The sequence below is a fragment of the Lelliottia sp. EB106-05-01-XG201 genome (assembly GCF_058791735.1).
In genome coordinates this window covers 2,399,796-2,419,748 of the sequence record NZ_JBYTDV010000001.1, presented here as the reverse complement: position 1 = coordinate 2,419,748, position 19,953 = coordinate 2,399,796, and the positions used below count along the sequence as shown (strand labels likewise).

The 19,953-nt window shown below is 57.0% G+C and carries 19 protein-coding genes; 14 read left to right on the top strand and 5 right to left on the bottom strand.

Going from position 1 to position 19,953, the window contains the following annotated elements:
- Window positions 1–104: 104 nt before the first annotated feature.
- Together AC3WS9_RS11350 and AC3WS9_RS11345 are read left to right on the top strand one after the other, a co-directional pair.
- Window positions 105–1,697 carry an ABC transporter substrate-binding protein gene (locus AC3WS9_RS11350; protein WP_492488391.1) on the top strand — a complete coding sequence of 531 codons (1,593 nt, stop codon included), beginning with the start codon at window positions 105–107 and terminating at the stop codon, window positions 1,695–1,697.
- 140 nt (window positions 1,698–1,837) lie between these two features.
- Window positions 1,838–2,506: a DUF3313 domain-containing protein gene (locus AC3WS9_RS11345; RefSeq protein ID WP_285150468.1), complete on the top strand. Its 669-nt coding sequence runs from the start codon at window positions 1,838–1,840 to the stop codon at window positions 2,504–2,506.
- A gap of 34 nt (window positions 2,507–2,540) precedes the next feature.
- Here the strand turns inward: AC3WS9_RS11345 and AC3WS9_RS11340 are convergent, their stop codons facing one another.
- Window positions 2,541–3,437: a DMT family transporter gene (locus AC3WS9_RS11340; RefSeq protein ID WP_492488389.1), complete on the bottom strand. Its 897-nt coding sequence runs from the start codon at window positions 3,435–3,437 to the stop codon at window positions 2,541–2,543.
- A 171-nt stretch (window positions 3,438–3,608) separates the two neighbouring features.
- Between AC3WS9_RS11340 and AC3WS9_RS11335 the strand changes: the two genes are divergently transcribed.
- Window positions 3,609–4,481 carry a helix-turn-helix transcriptional regulator gene (locus AC3WS9_RS11335; RefSeq protein WP_492488387.1) on the top strand — a complete coding sequence of 291 codons (873 nt, stop codon included), beginning with the start codon at window positions 3,609–3,611 and terminating at the stop codon, window positions 4,479–4,481.
- Here AC3WS9_RS11335 and AC3WS9_RS11330 read toward each other — a convergent pair.
- Window positions 4,461–5,627, bottom strand: a complete 1,167-nt coding sequence (locus AC3WS9_RS11330; RefSeq protein ID WP_492488385.1) for a benzoate/H(+) symporter BenE family transporter — start codon at window positions 5,625–5,627, stop codon at window positions 4,461–4,463. The genes AC3WS9_RS11335 and AC3WS9_RS11330 overlap by 21 nt on opposite strands.
- Window positions 5,628–5,719: 92 nt before the next feature.
- Here AC3WS9_RS11330 and AC3WS9_RS11325 point away from each other — a divergent pair, with 92 nt between their 5' ends.
- Both AC3WS9_RS11325 and AC3WS9_RS11320 read left to right on the top strand, forming a co-directional pair.
- Window positions 5,720–6,247 (top strand): helix-turn-helix domain-containing protein, encoded by a 528-nt coding sequence (locus tag AC3WS9_RS11325; protein ID WP_285150470.1) that lies wholly within the window; start codon window positions 5,720–5,722, stop codon window positions 6,245–6,247.
- Between the two features lie 80 nt (window positions 6,248–6,327).
- Entirely contained in the window at window positions 6,328–8,292 is a 1,965-nt protein-coding gene (locus tag AC3WS9_RS11320) for a peptidase U32 family protein (protein WP_492488382.1), read from the top strand.
- Here the strand turns inward: AC3WS9_RS11320 and AC3WS9_RS11315 are convergent, their stop codons facing one another.
- Entirely contained in the window at window positions 8,293–8,523 is a 231-nt protein-coding gene (locus AC3WS9_RS11315; RefSeq protein WP_282493109.1) for a DUF2554 family protein, read from the bottom strand.
- 246 nt (window positions 8,524–8,769) lie between these two features.
- On the opposite strand from AC3WS9_RS11315, the gene AC3WS9_RS11310 reads away from it, so the two are divergent.
- Window positions 8,770–9,147 carry a hypothetical protein gene (locus AC3WS9_RS11310; RefSeq protein WP_285144496.1) on the top strand — a complete coding sequence of 126 codons (378 nt, stop codon included), beginning with the start codon at window positions 8,770–8,772 and terminating at the stop codon, window positions 9,145–9,147.
- Window positions 9,148–9,308: 161 nt separating this feature from the next.
- Here the strand turns inward: AC3WS9_RS11310 and ftrA are convergent, their stop codons facing one another.
- Window positions 9,309–10,325, bottom strand: a complete 1,017-nt coding sequence (ftrA, locus tag AC3WS9_RS11305; RefSeq protein ID WP_492488380.1) for a transcriptional regulator FtrA — start codon at window positions 10,323–10,325, stop codon at window positions 9,309–9,311.
- A 73-nt stretch (window positions 10,326–10,398) separates the two neighbouring features.
- On the opposite strand from ftrA, the gene AC3WS9_RS11300 reads away from it, so the two are divergent.
- From AC3WS9_RS11300 to zinT, 8 genes are all read left to right on the top strand, one after another.
- The gene (locus AC3WS9_RS11300) at window positions 10,399–10,797 is read left to right on the top strand and encodes a rhodanese-like domain-containing protein (RefSeq protein WP_282493106.1); all 399 of its coding nucleotides are present in this window, start codon (window positions 10,399–10,401) and stop codon (window positions 10,795–10,797) included.
- Between the two features lie 160 nt (window positions 10,798–10,957).
- Complete coding sequence (locus tag AC3WS9_RS11295; RefSeq protein ID WP_285150475.1) at window positions 10,958–12,061, top strand: cobalamin-independent methionine synthase II family protein; 1,104 nt, start codon at window positions 10,958–10,960, stop codon at window positions 12,059–12,061.
- 203 nt (window positions 12,062–12,264) lie between these two features.
- Window positions 12,265–13,536: an urea ABC transporter substrate-binding protein gene (urtA, locus tag AC3WS9_RS11290; protein WP_282493104.1), complete on the top strand. Its 1,272-nt coding sequence runs from the start codon at window positions 12,265–12,267 to the stop codon at window positions 13,534–13,536.
- Window positions 13,537–13,560: 24 nt separating this feature from the next.
- Entirely contained in the window at window positions 13,561–15,135 is a 1,575-nt protein-coding gene (gene urtB / locus AC3WS9_RS11285) for an urea ABC transporter permease subunit UrtB (RefSeq protein ID WP_492488377.1), read from the top strand.
- A complete protein-coding gene (urtC, locus tag AC3WS9_RS11280) occupies window positions 15,135–16,208 on the top strand; it encodes an urea ABC transporter permease subunit UrtC (protein ID WP_492488375.1) in 1,074 nt (357 codons plus the stop codon). The genes urtB and urtC overlap by 1 nt, the downstream gene beginning before the upstream one ends.
- Window positions 16,208–17,005 carry an urea ABC transporter ATP-binding protein UrtD gene (gene urtD, locus AC3WS9_RS11275; protein ID WP_282493101.1) on the top strand — a complete coding sequence of 266 codons (798 nt, stop codon included), beginning with the start codon at window positions 16,208–16,210 and terminating at the stop codon, window positions 17,003–17,005. Before urtC ends, urtD begins: the two co-directional genes overlap by 1 nt.
- 9 nt (window positions 17,006–17,014) lie before the next feature.
- Window positions 17,015–17,713, top strand: coding sequence for an urea ABC transporter ATP-binding subunit UrtE (gene urtE, locus AC3WS9_RS11270; protein WP_492488373.1), 699 nt, complete (start codon window positions 17,015–17,017; stop codon window positions 17,711–17,713).
- Window positions 17,714–17,781: 68 nt separating this feature from the next.
- The gene (zinT, locus tag AC3WS9_RS11265; RefSeq protein ID WP_492488372.1) at window positions 17,782–18,423 is read left to right on the top strand and encodes a metal-binding protein ZinT; all 642 of its coding nucleotides are present in this window, start codon (window positions 17,782–17,784) and stop codon (window positions 18,421–18,423) included.
- Between the two features lie 170 nt (window positions 18,424–18,593).
- Here zinT and ydeE read toward each other — a convergent pair whose 3' ends face one another.
- A complete protein-coding gene (gene ydeE / locus AC3WS9_RS11260) occupies window positions 18,594–19,787 on the bottom strand; it encodes an efflux MFS transporter YdeE (protein WP_492488370.1) in 1,194 nt (397 codons plus the stop codon).
- Window positions 19,788–19,953 lie beyond the last annotated feature (166 nt).

The following is a 19,953-nucleotide window of genomic DNA, read 5'->3' as shown; positions in this document are numbered from 1 at the left end:
CCTTCTTTATTTGTATTATCAGGTGTTTGCATAATCACTTTAATGGTATTTGTGTATCGGCAAAAGAATTAATTAGCCGTCGAATAAAAAGACAGGAAAATGCGATGAACAGCAAACTGACAAAATTAACCCTGGCCATTGCCGCATTAACGGTAAGTTCCACCGTGGCGGCAAAAACACTGGTGTATTGCTCGGAAGGATCGCCGGAAAACTTTAACCCTCAGCTTTATACCTCTGGCACCAGCGTGGATGCCAGCGCGGTCCCGGTCTATAACCGACTGGTGGATTTCAAACCCGGTACCACGGAACTGGTGCCAAGCCTGGCCGAAAGCTGGGACGTGAGCGAAGACGGCAAGGTTTACACCTTCCATCTGCGCAAAGGGGTGAAATTCCAGAGCAACAAATTCTACAAGCCGACGCGCGACTTCAACGCGGATGACGTGATCTTCTCCTTCATGCGGCAGAAAGACGTCAATCACCCGTACCACAACGTCTCGAACGGCAGCTATTCCAACTTTGAAAGCCTGGAGTTTGGCAGCCTGATCACCGCCATCGACAAGGTGGACGACCACACCGTGCGCTTTACGCTCGCACACCCGGAAGCGCCGTTTGTGGCGGATCTGGCCTGGTATTTTGCCTCGATCCTCTCAGCAGAATACGCCGACGCGATGCTTAAAGCGGGCACGCCGGAAAAGGTGGATATGGACCCAATCGGCACCGGGCCGTTTAAGCTGACGCAGTACCAGAAAGATTCACGCATCCTCTTCACCGCGTTCCCGGAATACTGGCAGGGCAAATCGAAGCTCGACCGGCTGGTGTTCAGCATTACCCCGGACGCCAGCGTGCGCTTTGCCAAAATCGAGAAAAACGAGTGTCAGGTGATGCCGTTCCCGAATCCGGCGGATCTGCCGCGCATGAAGGCCAACAAAGATATCAACCTGATGAGCAAAGCGGGACTGAACACCGGTTTCCTGGCGTTTAACACCCAGAAACCGCCGCTGGATAACGTGAAAGTGCGTCAGGCCCTGGCGATGGCGATCAACAAACCGGCGATCATCGATGCCGTATTCCACGGCACCGGCACCGCGGCGAAAAACCTGCTGCCGCCGGGCGTCTGGAGCGCGGACAGCGAGCTGAAGGATTACGACTATGATCCGGAAAAAGCCAAAGCACTGCTGAAAGAAGCCGGGTTCGCCGACGGCGTGAGCATCGAGCTGTGGGCGATGCCGGTGCAGCGTCCTTATAACCCGAACGCCAAACGGATGGCCGAAATGATTCAGGCCGACTGGGCGAAAATCGGCGTGCAGGCAAAAATCGTCACCTATGAGTGGGGCGAATATCTCAAGCGCGTGAAGGGCGGTGAACACCAGGCGGCGCTGATGGGCTGGACCACGGCGACGGGCGATCCGGATAACTTCTTCGGTCCGCTGTTTACCTGTACTTCAGCCAACGGCGGCTCGAACTCGGCGAAATGGTGCTATCAGCCGTTTGATAAAATCATCAGCGAGGCAAAATCGATAACCGATCACGATAAACGCGTGGCGCTGTACAAAGAGGCGCAGCAGATGATGCACGATCAAATGCCTGCGGTGATGATTGCCCACTCCACGATTTTTGAGCCGGTGAGAAAAGAGGTGACGGGCTACGAAATCGATCCGTTCGGCAAACATCTGTTCTGGCAGGTGGATATTAGATAACCATAAAATCACTGCCCGTAACTATTACGGGCAGTCTGTTTTCTGAATTGTGCGTCGAGCACCTTTTTTGTCACAACAGACCCCTGATACTTTTGCTATAACTTCATATGCATATCTGCACATAACAGGGATCCACAACCATGCGTACTCAGACTTTTTTTAAAGTTGCAGCGCTTACCGGCCTGCTGGCATTAGCCGGCTGTGCGTCCAAAGTGGCGCAACCCGATCAGTTCTCGGGCTTTTTGAAAGATTATTCAGGCTTGCAGCAAACAACGTCAGCGACCGGTAAACCGACGCTGCGCTGGGTTGATCCATCCTACAACCCGTCTAATTACGACAGTATTGTCTGGAATCCAATTACCTATTATCCAACGCCTAAACCTTCAACCCAGATAGGGCAAAAAACCCTCGATGGGCTGCTGACTTATGCTAACAATAAAATGAAACCTGCCATCGGTTCGCGTAAACCGCTGGTGGCGACGCCAGGACCACGTAGCCTGATTTTCCGCGGCGCGATTACCGGTGTGAGTTCGAAAGAAGAAGGGTTGCAGTTCTATGAAGTGGTGCCAGTAGCGCTGGTGGTGGCAGGTACGCAAATGGCGACCGGACACCGCACCATGGATACTCATCTCTTCTTTGAAGGTGAGTTGATTGACGCGGCAACGGGCAAACCTGTGGTTAAAGTCGTCCGTAAAGGCGAAGGGAAAGAGCTCAATAACGAAAGCACGCCGATGGCGATGTCGAACCTGACACACGTTATCGATGACATGGCGACAGATGCCACCATGTTTGACGTGAAGAAAAAATAATGTCCATACCGGCGGTATCACACCGCCGGTTTTTTTACGCCGTCCGCAGTCGCTTAAACCAGGTTTCCGGTTTTGTGAACATCACCATATTCCCCGTCAGAATCAGCAGCAATCCTGCCACGGCATTCATGTGCCAGACGTAGCCTTCGTACACCGTCGAAATCGACAGCGCGACCAGCGGGAACAGCAGCGTGCTATAAGCCGCTTTGCCAGCCCCGATGCGCCCGACCAGCGTGAAATACACGCCAAAGGCAATGACCGAGCCGAAAATCGCCAGATACAGCAGGGCACCGATGTAGCTCACCGTCCACTGCGGCATAAAGTTGTCGCCGCGGATCAGCGCAATCGCGCCCATCACCAGCGTGCCGTACATCATCGCCCAGGCGTTGGTGGTCATGGTTTCCAGGCCGTTACGCTGATGGCGCAGGCTGATCATATTCCCCAGCGAGAAACCGTAGGTTCCGAGCGATGACAGGCCGATGCCGAGGAGCAGTTCATGGCTCCAGCCACTCGCCAACAGATCGTCCCAGAAGAGGGTGATGATCCCCAGCAGGCCCAGCGCCGCTGCGGTCCAGAAACGCGCCGGTGGACGCTGGCCGAAGAAGATAAAACTGTTGATGGCGTTATACAGCACCGCCATCGAGAAAATGACCGACTCAAGACCGGTATTGATAAACTTCGCTGCCGTGTAAAAACACCAGAAGTTAAAGCAGAACACGCAGCAGCCCTGAATCATGCAGAACAGATGATCGCGCAGGACCATTTTACGCAGGCGTCTGAGCGCCAACAGAACCAGCATCATGGTGGCGCTCGCCACGGCAAAGCGCCAGAAGATGGACACCGGCGCGGCAACCGGTCCTTGTTGCAGGAAAATCGCAATCCAGGTAGTTCCCCAGATCACCACCACCAGCCCATACAAAAATGCGTTCATTTTTCTCTCTTATCAAAGCGCAAAAGAGCAGTGTGACCTGGCATACGCGCGCCTGCTTTCAGCAGCTTGCGGCAGACTTGCAAATTCTTGCGCTTTTTTCTTACCTCATCTCTGGTATCAGGCGACAACTCTTCTTAGACTGTCTCTCTGTTTACTTGCCAGCTACCGGTTATGTCTCGCGCTTACGACACCTTTGAAACCCTTCGCCAACAGAATGCCGTACTGCGGGAGACGGTCGCCCTCAATTCGGGCATCCAGCTGGCGGCGTGGTACAACAAGCACGATACGGTGACGGTTAAAAGCAATCATCACACCCTGAGCCTGTACGTGGCGGACGGCTATGAGAGCTACCACAAAACGGCCAGCGGCTGGAAAAACGGCGGTGGACCGGATCGTTTCTGCCTGATGCCAAAAGAGAGCGAGTCGAGCTGGGATATCCGCGACGATTTGTCCTTTGTGCATCTGTATTGCACCGACGAGCATCTGCGTGAACTGGGCGAGAAAATCTGGGACAAAAGCCCGGCCGGGATTTCACTGGACGAAAAAACCTTCGCCAGCGATCCCAAAATCGCCATGCTCTATCGCCAGTTTTTGCTCGGCTGTGACTGGCAGCAGCAGGCCAATCAGCTGACCCTCAGCACCGCCAGCACCTTGCTGCTGACCCATCTGATCCAGAACTACTCCAGCGTGCAGTGGAAACTGCCGGTGGTGACGGGCGGTCTCTCGCCGTTTGTGCTGCGCAATGTGCTGGAGTACGTCGACAACCATCTCTCAGATCCCTTAACCCTCGCGGAACTGGCGGCGGTGGCGGCACTGAGCGAATACCATTTCGCGCGGATGTTCCGCCAGTCGATGAACATGGCGCCGCATCAGTACGTGATGCAACAGCGCATGGACAAGGCAAAACAGCTGGTGCAGTTCACTCAGCAGCCGTTGACGGATATCGCGCTGGCCTGCGGGTTTAGCTCGGCCAGCCATTTCAGCAATCGCTTTAAAGCCACTATCGGATTGACGCCTTCGCAGCTACGCGCGGCGAAAGCGTGACAATACGGCGAAACAGATCCCGCCCGCGATAAGCCCCCAGAACGCCGACCCAATCCCCAGCAACGTTACGCCGCTGGCGGTCACCAGAAAGGTGACGATCGCCGCGTCGCGCTCCGTCTCATGCTGCAGCGCCTGAAACAGACTGCCGCTAATGGTCCCAAGCAGCGCCAGCCCGGCCAGCGTCTGGATCCAGCTGAGCGGCAGCGCCGCCATCAGGGCAGTAATCGAACCGCCAAAAATCCCCGCCAGCAGATAAAACACGCCCGCCGCAGCGGCCGCCATCCAGCGTTTATCTGCGTCCGGATGGGCATCCGGGCTTTGGCAGATCGCGGCGGTGATCGCGGCGATGCAGATGGAGTAGACGCCAAACGGTGAGAACAGCAGGGCCAGCGCGCCGGTAAAGATGATCAGCGGTGAAACGACTACCGGATAACCGGAGGCTTTCATGGTGGCGAAGCCGGGGGCGTTTTGGGAGGCCATCGTCACCAGGAAGAAGGGCAGACCAATACTGACGAGCGTGGTAAAGGTAAATTTTGGCGCGATAAATTCGGGCATCACCAGGCTAAATGCCAGATTGTCCGTGACAACGTCACCTCCCGCCCAGGCCGTGACGCTCCCGACCAGCAGGGTGGCGACAATGGCATAGCGCGGCGCAAAGGCTTTCGCAATCAGCCACGCCACCAGCATGCTGCCGCACAGCAGGAAATGCCCCTCAAGATTAATGAACGCCTGCAGGCCAAAGCGCAGCAGCACACCCGCGAGCATCGCCGCCGCCAGGGTGTGGGGGATGATTTTCATCAGCTGGGCAAAAAGTCCCGTCACGCCGCAAAGCAAAATTAGCGCATTGGCGAAGATGAAAATGCCGATGGTTTCGGCGAGCGTCACCCCCTGCAAACTGGTGGCGAGCAGCGCTGCGCCGGGCGTAGACCAGGCGGTGAGCACCGGGGATTTGTACCACAGGGAAAGGGCGAGCGTGCTCACCCCCATGCCCAGTCCGAGCGCGGTCATCCAGCCGGCTATCTGGTGCGGCGTGGCCCCTGCGGCGGCGGCAGCCTGCCAGATAATGGCGGCAGAGCTGGCGTAACCCACCAGCACGGCGACGAAACCGGCCAGCACCGCCGGGAAGAGTGAGGAGGAAGGGCGCATGAAAACTCCGTTGTGCGTTATAGCGTCCGGAGGAATGTAGCACTGTGCGCTATAGCGTACAAGTGGTACACTTCGCCGCAACGGGAGGATCTATGAATATCACTCAACATCTTGCGTCAACGCTGAAAAACGAGCGTCAGGCGCGCGGCTGGAGCTTATCGAAGCTCGCCGACGAGACGGGCGTCTCGAAAGCGATGCTCGGGCAGATCGAGCGCAACGAGTCCAGCCCGACGGTTTCGACCCTGTGGAAAATCGCCACTGGTCTGAACGTCCCTTTTTCCGCCTTTATCACGCCGCAAGCCGATCCTCAGCCAGTGTTTGACCCCCAGCAGCAGGCGATGGTGGTCAAGCCACTTTTCCCGTGGGATGAGCAGCTTAAGTTTGATCATTTTTCGATTACGCTGGCCCCCGGCGCGCTCAGCGAATCGACGCCGCACGAAGCGGGAGTCATTGAACACGTGGTGGTGGTGAGCGGCGAGCTGGAGATGTGTCTCGACGGCGTCTGGCGCACCCTCTCGGCGGATTCCGGCGTGCGTTTCGCGGGCGACAAACCCCACGCCTATCGCAACAGCAGCGGCCAGACGGTGCACTTTCATTCGCTGATCCATTATCCCCGTTAAAGGTACGCAAAACGGTTTCGCTGTCGTAGACTTCTGACTACAATAGCCGCCATTTTGACCATAACGGATAACGACGAAGTATGCGCCTGCAATCCCATCATCTTGAACTCTTAAGCCCGGCCCGTGACGCCTCTATTGCCCGCGAGGCAATTCTGCACGGTGCGGACGCGGTCTATATCGGCGGTCCTGGCTTTGGAGCTCGCCATAACGCCAGCAACAGCCTGAGCGATATCGCCGGGCTGGTGCCATTTGCCCACCGCTATGGTGCGAAGGTGTTCGTGACTCTGAACACCATTCTTCATGATGATGAACTTGAGCCTGCCCAGCGTCTGATCACCGACCTCTACCAGACCGGCGTCGATGCCCTGATCGTTCAGGACATGGGCGTGCTGGAGCTGGATATTCCGCCGATTGAACTGCACGCCAGCACCCAATGCGATATCCGTACCGTCGAAAAAGCGAAATTCCTCTCAGACGTTGGCTTTACCCAGATCGTACTGGCGCGTGAGCTGAATCTGAACCAGATCCGCGATATTCACCAGGCGACCGACGCCACCATCGAATTCTTCATCCACGGCGCGCTCTGTGTGGCGTACTCCGGGCAGTGCAACATTTCCCACGCTCAGACCGGGCGCAGCGCCAACCGTGGCGACTGCTCTCAGGCGTGCCGTCTGCCGTACACCCTGAAAGACGATCAGGGCCGCGTCGTGGCCTTCGATAAACACCTCCTGTCGATGAAAGACAACGACCAGACCGCCAACCTGGCTCAGCTGATCGACGCGGGCGTGCGCTCCTTCAAAATTGAAGGACGCTACAAAGACATGAGCTACGTGAAGAACATCACGGCGCACTATCGTCAGATGCTGGATGCGATCATCGAAGATCGCGGCGATCTGGCGCGCGCCTCAGCCGGGCGTACCGAGCACTTCTTCATTCCGTCTACCGATAAAACCTTCCACCGCGGCAGCACGGATTACTTCGTCAATGCGCGCAAAGGTGATATTGGCGCGTTCGACTCACCGAAGTTTATCGGTCTGCCGGTAGGTGAAGTGCTGAAAGTCTCCAGAGAGCATCTTGATGTGAAAGTGACGGAGCCGCTGGCGAACGGCGACGGTCTGAACGTGATGATCAAGCGTGAAATTGTCGGCTTCCGCGCCAATACGGTGGAGAAAACCGGCGAAAACCAGTATCGCGTCTGGCCGAACGAAATGCCTGCCGATCTCTATAAGGCGCGTCCGAACGCGGCGCTCAATCGGAACCTGGACCACAACTGGCAGCAGGCGCTGCTGAAAACCTCCAGCGAACGTCGCATCGCCGTGGATATCGAACTGGGCGGCTGGGAAGAGCAGCTGATCCTGACCATGACCAGCGAAGACGGCGTGAGCGTGACTCATACCCTGGACGGACAGTTTGAAGAGGCCAACAACGCCGAGAAAGCGCTGAACAGCCTGAAAGACAGTGTGGCGAAGCTCGGACAGACCATTTATTACGCGCGCGATATTCAGGTGAATCTACCTGCGGCGCTGTTTGTGCCGAACAGCCTGCTGAACCAGTTCCGCCGCGAAACGGCAGAGATGCTCGATGAAGCGCGCCTGGCAAACTATCCTCGCGGCAGCCGCAAAGCGGTATCCGTGCCTGCGCCGGTGTATCCTGATACGCACTTGTCGTTCCTGGCGAACGTCTATAACCACAAAGCGCGAGCGTTTTACCATCGTTACGGTGTGCAACTGATTGATGCCGCGTATGAAGCGCACGAAGAGAAGGGCGATGTGCCGGTGATGATCACCAAACACTGTCTGCGCTTTGCCTTTAACCTCTGTCCAAAGCAGGCGAAAGGCAGCATCAAAAGCTGGAAAGCGACCCCGATGCAGCTGGTGAATGGCGACGAGGTGCTGACCCTGAAATTTGACTGCCGTCCGTGCGAAATGCACGTTATCGGCAAGATGAAAAATCATATCTTCAAGATGCCACAGCCGGGAAGCGTGGTGGCCTCTGTCAGCCCTGACGAGCTGATGAAAACCCTGCCGAAGCGCAAAGGCGCTTAATCACCGAAAATGGGTATCCGGTTTGCGCGATTTCTGCCAGGAATGGTGCTCGCGCAAACCCTCCGCTGACTCCTCCGCAACACTTCTCAGTTCGTCGCTGTCCGCGCTATGGCGCAGCTGGTGGTCGGCGTTCTGCACCCACAGATATTCATGCCCCTTATGACCGGCCATTAATTGACCAGAAAATAAAGCACAGGTTAACAGTATGAATACTAAAGATGATTTAACCATTTCGTTACCGCCCGTTCACAAGTTGCGGCCATAATGCCAATAGTTACGTCGGGTTATTATTCGCAAATTAAAACTATCGCAAATAAATTGTCAGTTTTTGCGGCGTGTTGGCGTCAGGTCCAAATATAGACCCCTGATTTAGCCTCTAAATTCTGGTGGTTGTCATTTTGAGGGGATAATACGGCTGGGCATTTAAGATGAATCCGATATAATATTCTTTTGACTATGGACTAAGTCGAGTAGTAAATGAATAAAGTCATCACTCTTTCCACACTGTGTATTGCCGCGGTTGCGACAGCTTATATCAGTTACGCTTCCTTCCTCGATAAACCAGAATATCTGCAGGCGGCAGAGACCCGCGTTGGCTCCTATCTCACCAGCGATTACGGCCACGTCTCCTGCAACAGCACCAAAATGACCGACCAGCAGTGGCGACTCGATTGCCACAACAAAATGAAAGGGAAAAGCTTTGAATACTCAGTCTATCCCGCAGAGCAAGCGCCTTACGCCGTCTCACGGCCATTCTATCTGGAGGCCGTTAACGATAACGCCATTCAGAGCGCCAGACAGGGATTGATGCAGTATCTGCAAATTAATACTGAAACGACAAATATTCAGTCCTGACGGAAAACTGCGCCATTGGTTTAATATTCGTTTACCTTACGAATGTTAGGTTTAATGTCGATCCGCATCCGTCAGGGAATGACGGAACGTAGATACCAAAATACAAATCTATCCATGCAAGCATTTACCGCCAGTTTATGGCGGTTTTTTTTGCTTTAGATTCAGGGTATTTCTGCCAGGCGATGGCCGGATATAAATTGTTTTCGGTACTGCGCGGGAGACATATTGTACTGTTGGCGGAAATGGTGACGTAAGGTCGCCGAATGACCCAATCCAGTCTGCTCAGCGATGCTGTCGATACTTAAGCGGCTGGTTTCCAGAAACTCTTTTGCCCGCAGCAGACGTTCCGTCAGTAACCAGCGCGCGGGCGTGGTTCCGGTGGCGCTGGCAAAGCGGCGCAGGAAGGTGCGCTCACTCATTCCCACGCGCCGGGCCAGAGAACTGACCGTGTGATTGACCGTCAGCTGCTGGTGCAGAAAATCAAACAGCTGTCCAAAGCGCTGGCTTTCGCGCAGCACCGCCACCGGGCGGCTGATCTGCTGGGTCTGCGTCCCATCGCGGTGGGGCGGGATGACCAGACGACGCGCAACGCAGTTTGCGGCCTCGGTTCCATAGTCACGGCGTACCACGTGCAGACAGAGGTCGATCCCCGCGGCACTACCCGCTGAAGTCAAAATCGTTCCTTCATCCTGGTACAGCACATCCTCGATCACCTTAATGGCCGGGAAACGCGTCTTCAGCGTCTGCGTGTAGCGCCAGTGCGTCGTGGCTTTGCGCCCGTCGAGCACCCCTGCGGCAGCGAGGACGAACACGCCGGAGCAGATCGAGAGCAGATGACAGCCGCGCCGATGAGCGCTGCGTAGCGCCTCGCATAATGCGGGCGGAACCGCTTCTTCCACGCCGCGCCAGCCGGGAACCACAATCAGGCTGGCCTGGTCAAGGAGCGTCAGATCGCCGTCGGCCACCATCCTAATCCCGCCGGTGGCCCGCAATTCACCCTCATCGACGGCAGCGATGCCAAAGCGATACCACTCATCGCCCATCTCCGGGCGCGGCAGGCCAAAAACTTCCACCGCCACGCCAAACTCGAAGGTGCACAGGCCGTCATACGCCAGGACCACCACCAGCGGGCGCGATGTTTGTCGTAAGTTTGTCATCATTTTGCTGTTTTCTGGCATAACCGCAGGCATTCACTGACTGAATTTTTGGATAACGTACTGTTAACACAAACGCCAAACTGGAGAAAGCACCATGAGTTACGTCACTGAATTTCCCGCCGCCGACCCGCAGGAATCTGTTGCCCATTTTCTGCGCCGCCTGAGCGTCGAAACCGACTGTGCCGACGTGCACCACGCGCTGGCAAATCATCAGCAGGATTTCGTTTTGCTGCACGTGGTGGGCCGCCCGGAGCAATTTGCCCGCCGTCATCTGCCGGGGGCTGTCCATTTACCCTGGTCAGCAATGACCGCCGAAACCATGGCGCAATGGCCGCAGGACACGTTGTTCGTGGTCTATTGTGCCGGGCCACACTGCAACGGCGCGGATCGAGCGGCATTAAAGCTCTCTCGCCTGGGTCTGCCGGTCAAAATCATGATCGGCGGCATCACCGGCTGGGAAGATGAAAACTTCGCTTTTGCCAGTGAGGATTAAGTCAAAGATGAATTAAATTCATCATGCATGAAATTTTCTCGTTTGCTGCAACGCAGGGGTTATGACATCTTTTTGGACATATAGCCATCCAGAAGTCTAAATGTTCAATTTATGAATTATCACTGTGGGCAATCAATTGCCGGCAGCAAAGGAGAGAATCATGCAGCGACAACACGCCCCGTACCGTGCCGATGTGGTAGGCAGCTTTTTACGCCCTGATGCGATTAAACAGGCGCGACTGCAGTTTGCCAGCGGGGAGATTGACGCCGGTCAGCTGCGCGCCGTTGAAAACGACGCGATCCGCCAGGTGGTTGAGCAGCAGTGCGCCTGCGGCCTGCACGTGGTGACGGACGGGGAGTTCCGCCGTGCCTGGTGGCACTTCGACTTCTTCGACGGTTTACAGGGCGTGGAGCGTTACGACTCAAATCAGGGCATCCAGTTCAACGGTGTACAGACCAAAGCCCACGGCGTGCGCGTTACCGGCAAACTGGGCTTTGGCGACCACCCGATGCTGGAAGATTTCCGCTATCTGAAAAGCATCAGCGGCAACGCCCAGCCGAAAATGACCATTCCCAGCCCGAGCGTGCTGCATTTCCGCGGCGGGCGTAAAGACATCGACGCGACGGTTTACCCGGAGCTGGACGCCTATTTCGACGATCTGGCGACCACCTGGCGCGATGCGATCCATGCATTCTATGAAGCAGGTTGCCGCTATCTGCAGCTGGACGACACGGTTTGGGCCTATCTCTGCTCAGACGATCAGCGCCGCCAGATCGCCGAGCGCGGTGACGACGCGGACCAGCTGGCACGCACCTATGCCCGCGTGCTGAACAAAGCGCTGGAAGGCAAACCGGAGGATCTGACCATCGGCCTGCACGTCTGTCGCGGCAACTTCCGATCCACCTGGATTTCAGAAGGCGGTTACGAGCCGGTGGCCGAAGTGCTTTTCGGTTCCGTGAACGTGGATGCTTTCTTCCTCGAGTACGACAACGACCGCAGCGGGGATTTCGCGCCGCTACGCTTCGTTCGTCCGGGCAAACAGCAGGTGGTGCTGGGCCTGATCACCACCAAAAACGGCGAGCTGGAGAACCCGGAAGGGGTGAAAGCACGTCTGGAAGAGGCGGCGCAATACGTGGCGAAGGAGCAGATTTGCCTCAGCCCGCAGTGCGGTTTTGCCTCAACGGAAGAGGGCAACAGCCTGAGCGAAACCCAGCAGTGGGACAAAGTCCGTCTGGTCACGCAGATCGCTGACGAAGTCTGGTAATTTTTCGGGCACAGCGTTGCACTTTATTAATGCAGCGCTGTGCCATGTTGAGACGTTTCCCGCCTTAAACCGCTTTTACACCCCTGATATTGCACTATTTTCCATTCTGGCATCCTTTTTGCTGTCCTGAAGCTGACACGTTTGATTCTGCGTCCACATGGTTACGGACGTTTTCGCACAGCTTTCTTTTCAGGAGTGAAAATATGCATCGTCGTACCTTAATCAAAGCTTTCGCGCTGTCGGCCTCCGTTGTGGCAATGGGGATGAGTTTTGGCGTCCAGGCCGCCGACACGATCAAAATCGGCATCATGCACTCGCTCTCCGGGACGATGGCGATCTCTGAAACGCCGCTGAAAGACGTGGCGCTGATGACCATCGACGAAATCAACGCCAAAGGTGGCGTACTGGGTAAACAGCTCGAACCGGTAGTGGTGGACCCCGCCTCGAACTGGCCGCTGTTCGCCGAAAAAGCCCGCCAGCTGTTGAGCCAGGATAAGGTCGCGGCGGTGTTTGGCTGCTGGACTTCCGTCTCGCGCAAATCGGTGCTGCCGGTCTTCGAGGAGCTGAACGGCCTGCTGTTCTATCCGGTGCAGTATGAGGGCGAAGAGATGTCGCCGAACGTGTTCTACACCGGCGCGGCGCCGAATCAGCAGGCGATCCCGGCGGTGGAATATTTGATGGGCGAAGACGGCGGGAGCGCGAAACGCTTCTTCCTGCTCGGGACGGACTACGTTTATCCGCGCACCACCAACAAAATTCTGCGTGCGTTCCTCCACTCCAAAGGCGTGCAGGACAAAGATATCGAAGAGGTCTACACCCCGTTTGGTCACAGCGATTACCAGACCATTGTCGCCAATATCAAGAAATTCTCCGCGGGCGGCAAAACGGCGGTGGTCTCCACCATCAACGGCGACTCCAACGTGCCTTTCTATAAAGAGCTGGCCAACCAGGGCGTAAAAGCCACGGATGTGCCGGTGGTCGCCTTCTCCGTCGGCGAAGAAGAGCTGCGCGGGATCGACGCCAAACCGCTGGTCGGCAACCTCGCCGCGTGGAACTACTTCGAGTCCGTCGACAACCCAACCAACCAGACCTTCGTGGCGGCCTACAAAGCCTACGCCAAAGCGCACAAACTGCCGAACGCCGACACCGTCGTAACTAACGATCCGATGGAAGCGACCTACGTAGGTATCCACATGTGGGCGCAGGCCGTGGAGAAAGCCGGGACCACCGACGTGGACAAAGTGCGCGCCGCGATGGCCGGTCAATCCTTCAAAGCCCCGTCTGGCTTCACGCTGACCATGGATGCCACCAACCACCATCTGCATAAGCCGGTGATGATTGGTGAAATCGAAGGTAACGGTCAGTTCAACGTCGTCTGGCAGACCGAAGAGACCGTCCGCGCCCAGCCGTGGAGCCCGTTCATTCAGGGTAACGACAAAAAACCTGACCAGCCGATGAAAACCGCCAGTAACTAAGCCTTAATCGCACGGAGAAAAGCCATGAGCGTAATGCGAATGTTTGTCGCAATAGTCTGGCTTGCCGGTCTGCTGCCAGGGATGGCGCAGGCGTCGGATGCGGACACCTTTGTCGCCGCAAGCCGCAGCCAGCAAACCGCACTGCTGGAAAAGTGGGCTGTTGCCCCGGATGAGAAGCGTCTGCCGCTGTTGCAGGCGCTGCAAAAAGAGAACCTGTTTGCCGACGGACAGAAGCACGCTTTTGCCCGCGTGAAGGGTGAGATGGTGGCGCTGGGGGATTCACCGGCGGCGGAGGGCGACCCGAAAGCGGTGCGCCTGACCAACCGCCTGCGGGTGCTGGCCTCCGCGGCGCTGGCGACGCATCAGCTTGCAAGTGACAACGTCACGCAGCGCAAGGGCGCAGCGCTCCAGCTTCAGCGCGAGGCCACACCTGAAATGCTGAATATGTTGCAGCAGCGTCTGCAGGCGGAGAAGGACGAGGGCGTACGTCAGGCGCTGGAAGTGGCGCTGGCCAATTTACAGCTCGTCAGCCCAAATGCGGAGGTGCGTTTGCAGGCCATTGAGCTGTTAGCGCACTCATCCGATCCCGAAACGCAGACCCGGCTGTTGCCCTTCACCCAGGCGCAAACCGAACCCGACGCCCGCGTGCGCGAGGCGGCGGAAAACAGCCTCAGCAAAATCCAGCATCGACTGCTGGTAAGCGATCTGCTGGGACAGGCGTTTATGGGGCTGTCGCTGGGGTCTGTCCTGCTGCTGGCGGCGCTGGGGCTTGCGATCACCTACGGCCTGCTCGGGGTGATCAATATGGCCCACGGCGAAATGCTGATGCTCGGGGCGTACAGCACCTGGATGGTCCAGCAGGCGATGGCGCAGTTTATGCCTCAGTGGCTGGCGTTCTATCCGGTGGTGGCGCTGCCGGTGGCGTTTCTCGTCACCGCCGGAATTGGGATGGCGCTGGAGCGCACCATTATTCGCCATCTTTACGGTCGTCCGCTGGAGACGCTGCTCGCCACCTGGGGCATCAGCCTGATGATTATCCAGATCGTGCGCATGACCTTTGGCGCACAAAACCTGGAGGTGGCTAACCCGGCGTGGCTCTCGGGCGGCGTGCAGGTCTTTGCCAATCTGATCCTGCCGTGGAACCGCATTGTGGTGCTGGGGTTTGTGCTGCTGGTGCTGTTCTTCACCTGGCTGATTCTCAACAAAACCCGGCTGGGGCTGAACGTGCGGGCGGTGACGCAAAACCGCAGCATGGCCGCCTGCTGCGGCGTGCCGACCGGGCGCGTCGATATGCTGGCGTTCGGTCTGGGCTCAGGGATTGCAGGATTAGGCGGCGTGGCGCTGTCGCAGCTTGGCAACGTCGGGCCGGAGCTCGGTCAGGGCTACATCATTGATTCGTTCCTGGTGGTGGTGCTGGGCGGCGTAGGACAGCTGGCCGGCAGCGTGGCGGCAGCGTTTGGCCTCGGGATCTTCAACAAAATTCTCGAACCGCAGATGGGTGCCGTGCTCGGCAAAATTTTGATTCTGGTGGCGATAATTCTGTTCATTCAGAAACGCCCGCAGGGACTGTTTGCGCTTAAAGGGAGGGTGACAGACTGATGAGCCAGCCGCTGACGTTAACTCTGGCGCGTAAAGCGCCGCGCGTGACCCAACTGTTTGGCAGCCTGATCCTTGCCATTCTGCTGGTCCTGCCGTTTCTGGCGCTGCTTCCGGCCAGCCATCCGCTGGCGGTTTCCACCTGGATGCTGACGCTGGTCGGTAAAATCCTCTGCTATGCCATCGTCGCCGTGGCCCTCGATCTGGTGTGGGGCTACGCCGGGATGCTGTCGCTCGGACACGGGATTTTCTTCGCCCTTGGTGGCTATGCGATGGGGATGTACCTGATGCGTCAGGCGTCGGGCGACAGTCTCCCGGCGTTTATGTCGTTTCTCTCCTGGAGTGAACTGCCGTGGTTCTGGTGGGGCACCCAGCATTTCGCCTGGGCGATGCTGCTGGTGGTGATGATCCCCGGCCTGCTGGCGCTGGTGTTCGGCTGGTTTGCTTTTCGCTCGAAAATCAAAGGGGTCTACTTTTCGATCATGACCCAGGCGCTGACCTACGCGGGGATGCTGCTGTTCTTTCGCAACGAAACCGGCTTTGGCGGCAACAACGGGTTTACCGGTTTTACCACGCTGCTGGGCTTTTCGGTGACGGCGACGACGACGCGTATTGCGCTGTTTCTGGCGACCGTCGCGCTGCTGGTGGCCACGCTGGCGATCGGCGTTGCGCTGGCAAAAAGCAAATTTGGCCGCATCCTGACGGCAGTGCGCGATGCGGAAAACCGCCTGACGTTTTGCGGCTACGATCCGCGTGGTTTCAAACTGCTGGTGTGGACGCTTTCCGCCGTGCTGTGCGGGCTGGCCGGTGCGTTGTACGTCCCGCAGGTGGGGATAATCAACCCCGGTGAAATGTCGCCGACCAACTCTATTGAGGCCGCAATCTGGGTCGCGCTCGGTGGGCGCGGCACCCTGGTCGGGCCGGTGATTGGCGCGGCGCTGGTGAACGGCGCGAAAAGCTATTTTACCGTGGCGATGCCGGAGTACTGGCAGCTGTTTCTTGGGCTGATTTTCATCGCCGTCACGCTCTTTTTACCGCGCGGCGTCTACGGACTGTTTCGTAAGGGAGAGAAATAATGCAGCCAGCCGAAGGACTTTTTACCCGCCAGTTACCCGGCGATCGCTATCGCGATCAGACCGACCCGGTGCTCCAGCTGGAGTCGATTAACGTCAATTTTGATGGTTTTCAGGCGCTGACGGATCTGTCGCTGAACATCGGTGTCGGGGAGTTACGCTGTGTGATCGGCCCCAATGGGGCCGGAAAGACCACGCTGATGGACGTGATCACCGGCAAAACGCGCCCCCAAAGTGGGCGGGCGATTTACGACCAGTCCATCGATCTGATGGAGCTGGATCCCGCGGCAATTGCGCGTCAGGGTATCGGGCGTAAGTTCCAGAAACCCACGGTGTTTGAAGCGCTGACGGTGTGGGAAAACCTCGAGCTGGCAATGAAAGGCGATAAGTCCGTGTGGGCCAGTCTGCGCGCGCGATTAACGTCGGAGCAGAGCGATCGTATCAGCGAGATGTTAACCCTCCTGCGCCTGAGCGCCGAGCGCGACCGTTGCGCCGGAATGCTCTCTCACGGGCAAAAACAGTTTCTGGAAATCGGCATGCTGCTGGTGCAGGAGCCGCATTTGCTGCTGCTCGATGAGCCCGCCGCCGGGATGACCGACGCCGAAACCGAATATTCGGCGGAGCTGTTTCGCCAGCTTGCCGGGAAACACTCGCTGATGGTGGTCGAGCACGATATGGGCTTTGTCGAAACCATCGCCGATCACGTCACCGTTTTGCATCAGGGCCGGGTGCTGGCGGAGGGCTCGCTGAGGGAAGTGCAGGCCAACGAGCAGGTGATCGAAGTCTATCTGGGACGCTAAGGAGCCGTCATGCTACAGGTGAACGAACTGAATCAATATTACGGCGGCAGCCACATTTTGCGCGGCGTGAGCTTCGATGCGCCGGGCGGAGAAGTGACCTGTCTGCTCGGGCGAAACGGCGTGGGGAAAACCACGCTGCTGAAATGTCTGATGGGGCTGATCCCGGCGCGCAGCGGGGAGATCATCTGGCAGGGCAAAACCATCACCCACGCGAAACCGCACCACCGGGTACAGTCCGGCGTGGCCTATGTTCCGCAGGGGCGCGAGATTTTTCCGCGTCTGACGGTAGAAGAAAATCTGCTGCTGGGGTTGTCGCGCTTTGCGGCGCGAGAGGCGAAAAGCGTTCCGGAGGATATCTGGCAGCTTTTTCCGGTGCTGAAAGAGATGAAGCATCGTCGTGGGGGCGATCTCTCCGGTGGACAACAGCAGCAGCTGGCGATTGGTCGCGCGCTGGCGAGCCGTCCGCAGCTGTTGATTCTCGATGAGCCGACGGAGGGGATTCAGCCTTCGGTGATTAAAGAGATTGGCGTGGTGATCCGCCAGCTCGCCAGCCGGGGCGATATGGCGATTTTGCTGGTGGAGCAGTTCTATGATTTCGCGGCGGAGCTGGCGGATAACTACCTGCTGATGTCGCGCGGGAGCATCATCCAGCGCGGTCGCGGGGAGAACATGGAGCAGGAGGGCGTTCGCGGCCTGGTGGCGATCTAGGGTTATTGTGTTTTGAAATGTTATATTATAACATTTCCATTCTCATAACATGGAGTGAGGATCGCACATTGGCTTTACACATTGGAAAATTTGCAATGACTCTGGGGGCGCTGCTGGTCAGCGGCCAACTGTTTGCCCACTCGCACGGCCATCAGATGACCGAAGCGGAACAAAAAGCGGCGAACGGGGTATTTGAAGATAAAGACGTTAAGGACCGTAAGCTTTCCGACTGGGACGGCACCTGGCAGTCGGTTTATCCTTTCCTGCTGGACGGTTCACTGGACCCGGTTTTTAAAAAGAAAGCTGAAAAAGACCCGAGCAAATCCTTCGACGAGGTGAAAGCCTATTACCGCAAAGGCTACGCCACGGACGTGGAGACTATCGGTATTGAAAATAACGTGATGGAGTTCCACACCGGCAAAGCGGTGGCGAGCTGTCACTACGACTACAGCGGCTATAAGATCCTGACCTACGCATCAGGCAAGAAAGGCGTGCGTTACCTGTTTGAATGTAAAGACGCCAGTTCGAAAGCGCCGAAATTTGTGCAGTTCAGCGACCACACCATCGGCCCGCGCGCCTCGGCGCATTTCCATATCTTCATGGGCAACACCTCGCACGAGGCACTCCTGAAAGAGATGGACAACTGGCCGACCTATTACCCGAACGAGATGTTTAAGAAGCAGGTGGTGGAGGAGATGTTGCACCATTAAACATTGAGGCAAGCCGTTGTAGGCCCGGTAAGCGCAGCGCCACCGGGCGTTTAGGCCGCACCGCCGCTTGTTGCCGGGTGGCGGCTTCGCCTTACCCGGCCTACGATTCCGACGTCTTTTGTAGGCCCGGTAAGCGCAGCGCCACCGGGCAATTCAGACCGCACCAGCCATCACGCCGTTTCCACCCGTTCGGCATAGGGTTCCACGCTCATCCCGCGCAAAATCATTAGCCACGCGACCACAATCGCGACCATCATAATCACAAACAGCGACCAGTGCGGCAGGTGGGTCAGGATCAGTCCGGTAATCATCGGGTTCGCCGCCGCCCCCAGCCAGCCGAGCGCCTGTGCGGAGAAGTAGCTCGCTTTCATCCCCGGCGGGGCGATGTTATCGATGAGCAGATATTCACCCGGCGCATAAATAATCTCCCCGATGGTAAACACCGCCGAAGCAATGCCCCAGTAGATCAAATTGGTGCCGGAGAGCATAAACCCGCCCAGCCCGAGCAGGAAAAAGAGCGTGCCGATAGCCATGAGCGGGCGAATATTGCTGGCCTTAATTTTACGGCCAATGAAATACTGCAGCGACACCACCATCGCGGCGTTAGCGGGCAGCACCACGGCGACCACTTTTTCCGCAAACTCACTGGTGTAATCCGCCGCCAGCACATACTGGGAAATACAGCTCGCAAACGAGCCGCCCACGTAGGAAGCCAGCAGGCCGGAGAGCGTATACCAGAACAGCGCTTTATCCCGCAGCAAAACCGACGGTTGCCACGGAACGGTTAAGTTGTCACTATCCGCCCCAATGCTTTTCTGCACATACATCTGAATAAACACCAGCGGCAGCGCGGCGCAGAAGGCCGCCAGCCAGAACGGCAGTTGCAGGCTGTACATCACCAGCAGCGTGCCAATCGGCGGGCCGATCGTCCAGCCGATGTTCAGGAAACTGTAGTTAAGAGAAAATACGCGCGCTTTCTCGCCCGGCGTCAGCACGTCCGCGAACCAGGCTTTGAGCACCGTCGAGAACACGGAATACGCGCAGTTAATCAGGGCGAAGAACAGCACCACCAGCGTGACATTATTCACCAGCGGGATCGCCACGAAACCGGCGATAAACGCCAGAATCGACAACATCATGTAGCGCTTTTTGTCGAACTTATCCGCCAGGATGCCAAAGCCCATGCTGAACACCACGCCAATCGTCAGGGCGATGGTCAGGGCATAGCCGATGTTCGCGACGCTCATCTGATAAACGCGCGTGAGGTAGATAGTCATAAAGGGCAGCGTCGCGCCACGGCCGATGGTTAATAACAACGACGAAGCCAGCAACGCTGCGGTTGAGCGCCTGAGTGATGATTTCATTTTCCTGTCCGACATATGCTTATGCTTTTTTTATGTCTCAATGATTATCACGCCATCAGGGGGGTTGTATACCACCCAATTTTTCCATCAGTGCTTTGTCTGATTGCCAGAATGAATGATCTTTTCCTCCCTCGTTTTTTTCGTTACCTTGAATCTGTTTACAAAA

Coding starts and splice junctions, on each gene's coding strand:
- AC3WS9_RS11315 (WP_282493109.1), bottom strand. CDS start 8,523: ATGGTTAAATCATCTTTAGTATTCATACTGTTAACCTGTGCTTTATTT.
- AC3WS9_RS11325 (WP_285150470.1), top strand. CDS start 5,720: ATGAATATCACTCAACATCTTGCGTCAACGCTGAAAAACGAGCGTCAG.
- AC3WS9_RS11330 (WP_492488385.1), bottom strand. CDS start 5,627: ATGCGCCCTTCCTCCTCACTCTTCCCGGCGGTGCTGGCCGGTTTCGTC.
- AC3WS9_RS11335 (WP_492488387.1), top strand. CDS start 3,609: ATGTCTCGCGCTTACGACACCTTTGAAACCCTTCGCCAACAGAATGCC.
- AC3WS9_RS11310 (WP_285144496.1), top strand. CDS start 8,770: ATGAATAAAGTCATCACTCTTTCCACACTGTGTATTGCCGCGGTTGCG.
- ydeE (WP_492488370.1), bottom strand. CDS start 19,787: ATGAAATCATCACTCAGGCGCTCAACCGCAGCGTTGCTGGCTTCGTCG.
- urtD (WP_282493101.1), top strand. CDS start 16,208: ATGCAGCCAGCCGAAGGACTTTTTACCCGCCAGTTACCCGGCGATCGC.
- urtB (WP_492488377.1), top strand. CDS start 13,561: ATGAGCGTAATGCGAATGTTTGTCGCAATAGTCTGGCTTGCCGGTCTG.
- AC3WS9_RS11295 (WP_285150475.1), top strand. CDS start 10,958: ATGCAGCGACAACACGCCCCGTACCGTGCCGATGTGGTAGGCAGCTTT.
- urtE (WP_492488373.1), top strand. CDS start 17,015: ATGCTACAGGTGAACGAACTGAATCAATATTACGGCGGCAGCCACATT.
- AC3WS9_RS11340 (WP_492488389.1), bottom strand. CDS start 3,437: ATGAACGCATTTTTGTATGGGCTGGTGGTGGTGATCTGGGGAACTACC.
- AC3WS9_RS11345 (WP_285150468.1), top strand. CDS start 1,838: ATGCGTACTCAGACTTTTTTTAAAGTTGCAGCGCTTACCGGCCTGCTG.
- AC3WS9_RS11350 (WP_492488391.1), top strand. CDS start 105: ATGAACAGCAAACTGACAAAATTAACCCTGGCCATTGCCGCATTAACG.
- AC3WS9_RS11300 (WP_282493106.1), top strand. CDS start 10,399: ATGAGTTACGTCACTGAATTTCCCGCCGCCGACCCGCAGGAATCTGTT.
- AC3WS9_RS11320 (WP_492488382.1), top strand. CDS start 6,328: ATGCGCCTGCAATCCCATCATCTTGAACTCTTAAGCCCGGCCCGTGAC.
- ftrA (WP_492488380.1), bottom strand. CDS start 10,325: ATGCCAGAAAACAGCAAAATGATGACAAACTTACGACAAACATCGCGC.
- urtA (WP_282493104.1), top strand. CDS start 12,265: ATGCATCGTCGTACCTTAATCAAAGCTTTCGCGCTGTCGGCCTCCGTT.
- urtC (WP_492488375.1), top strand. CDS start 15,135: ATGAGCCAGCCGCTGACGTTAACTCTGGCGCGTAAAGCGCCGCGCGTG.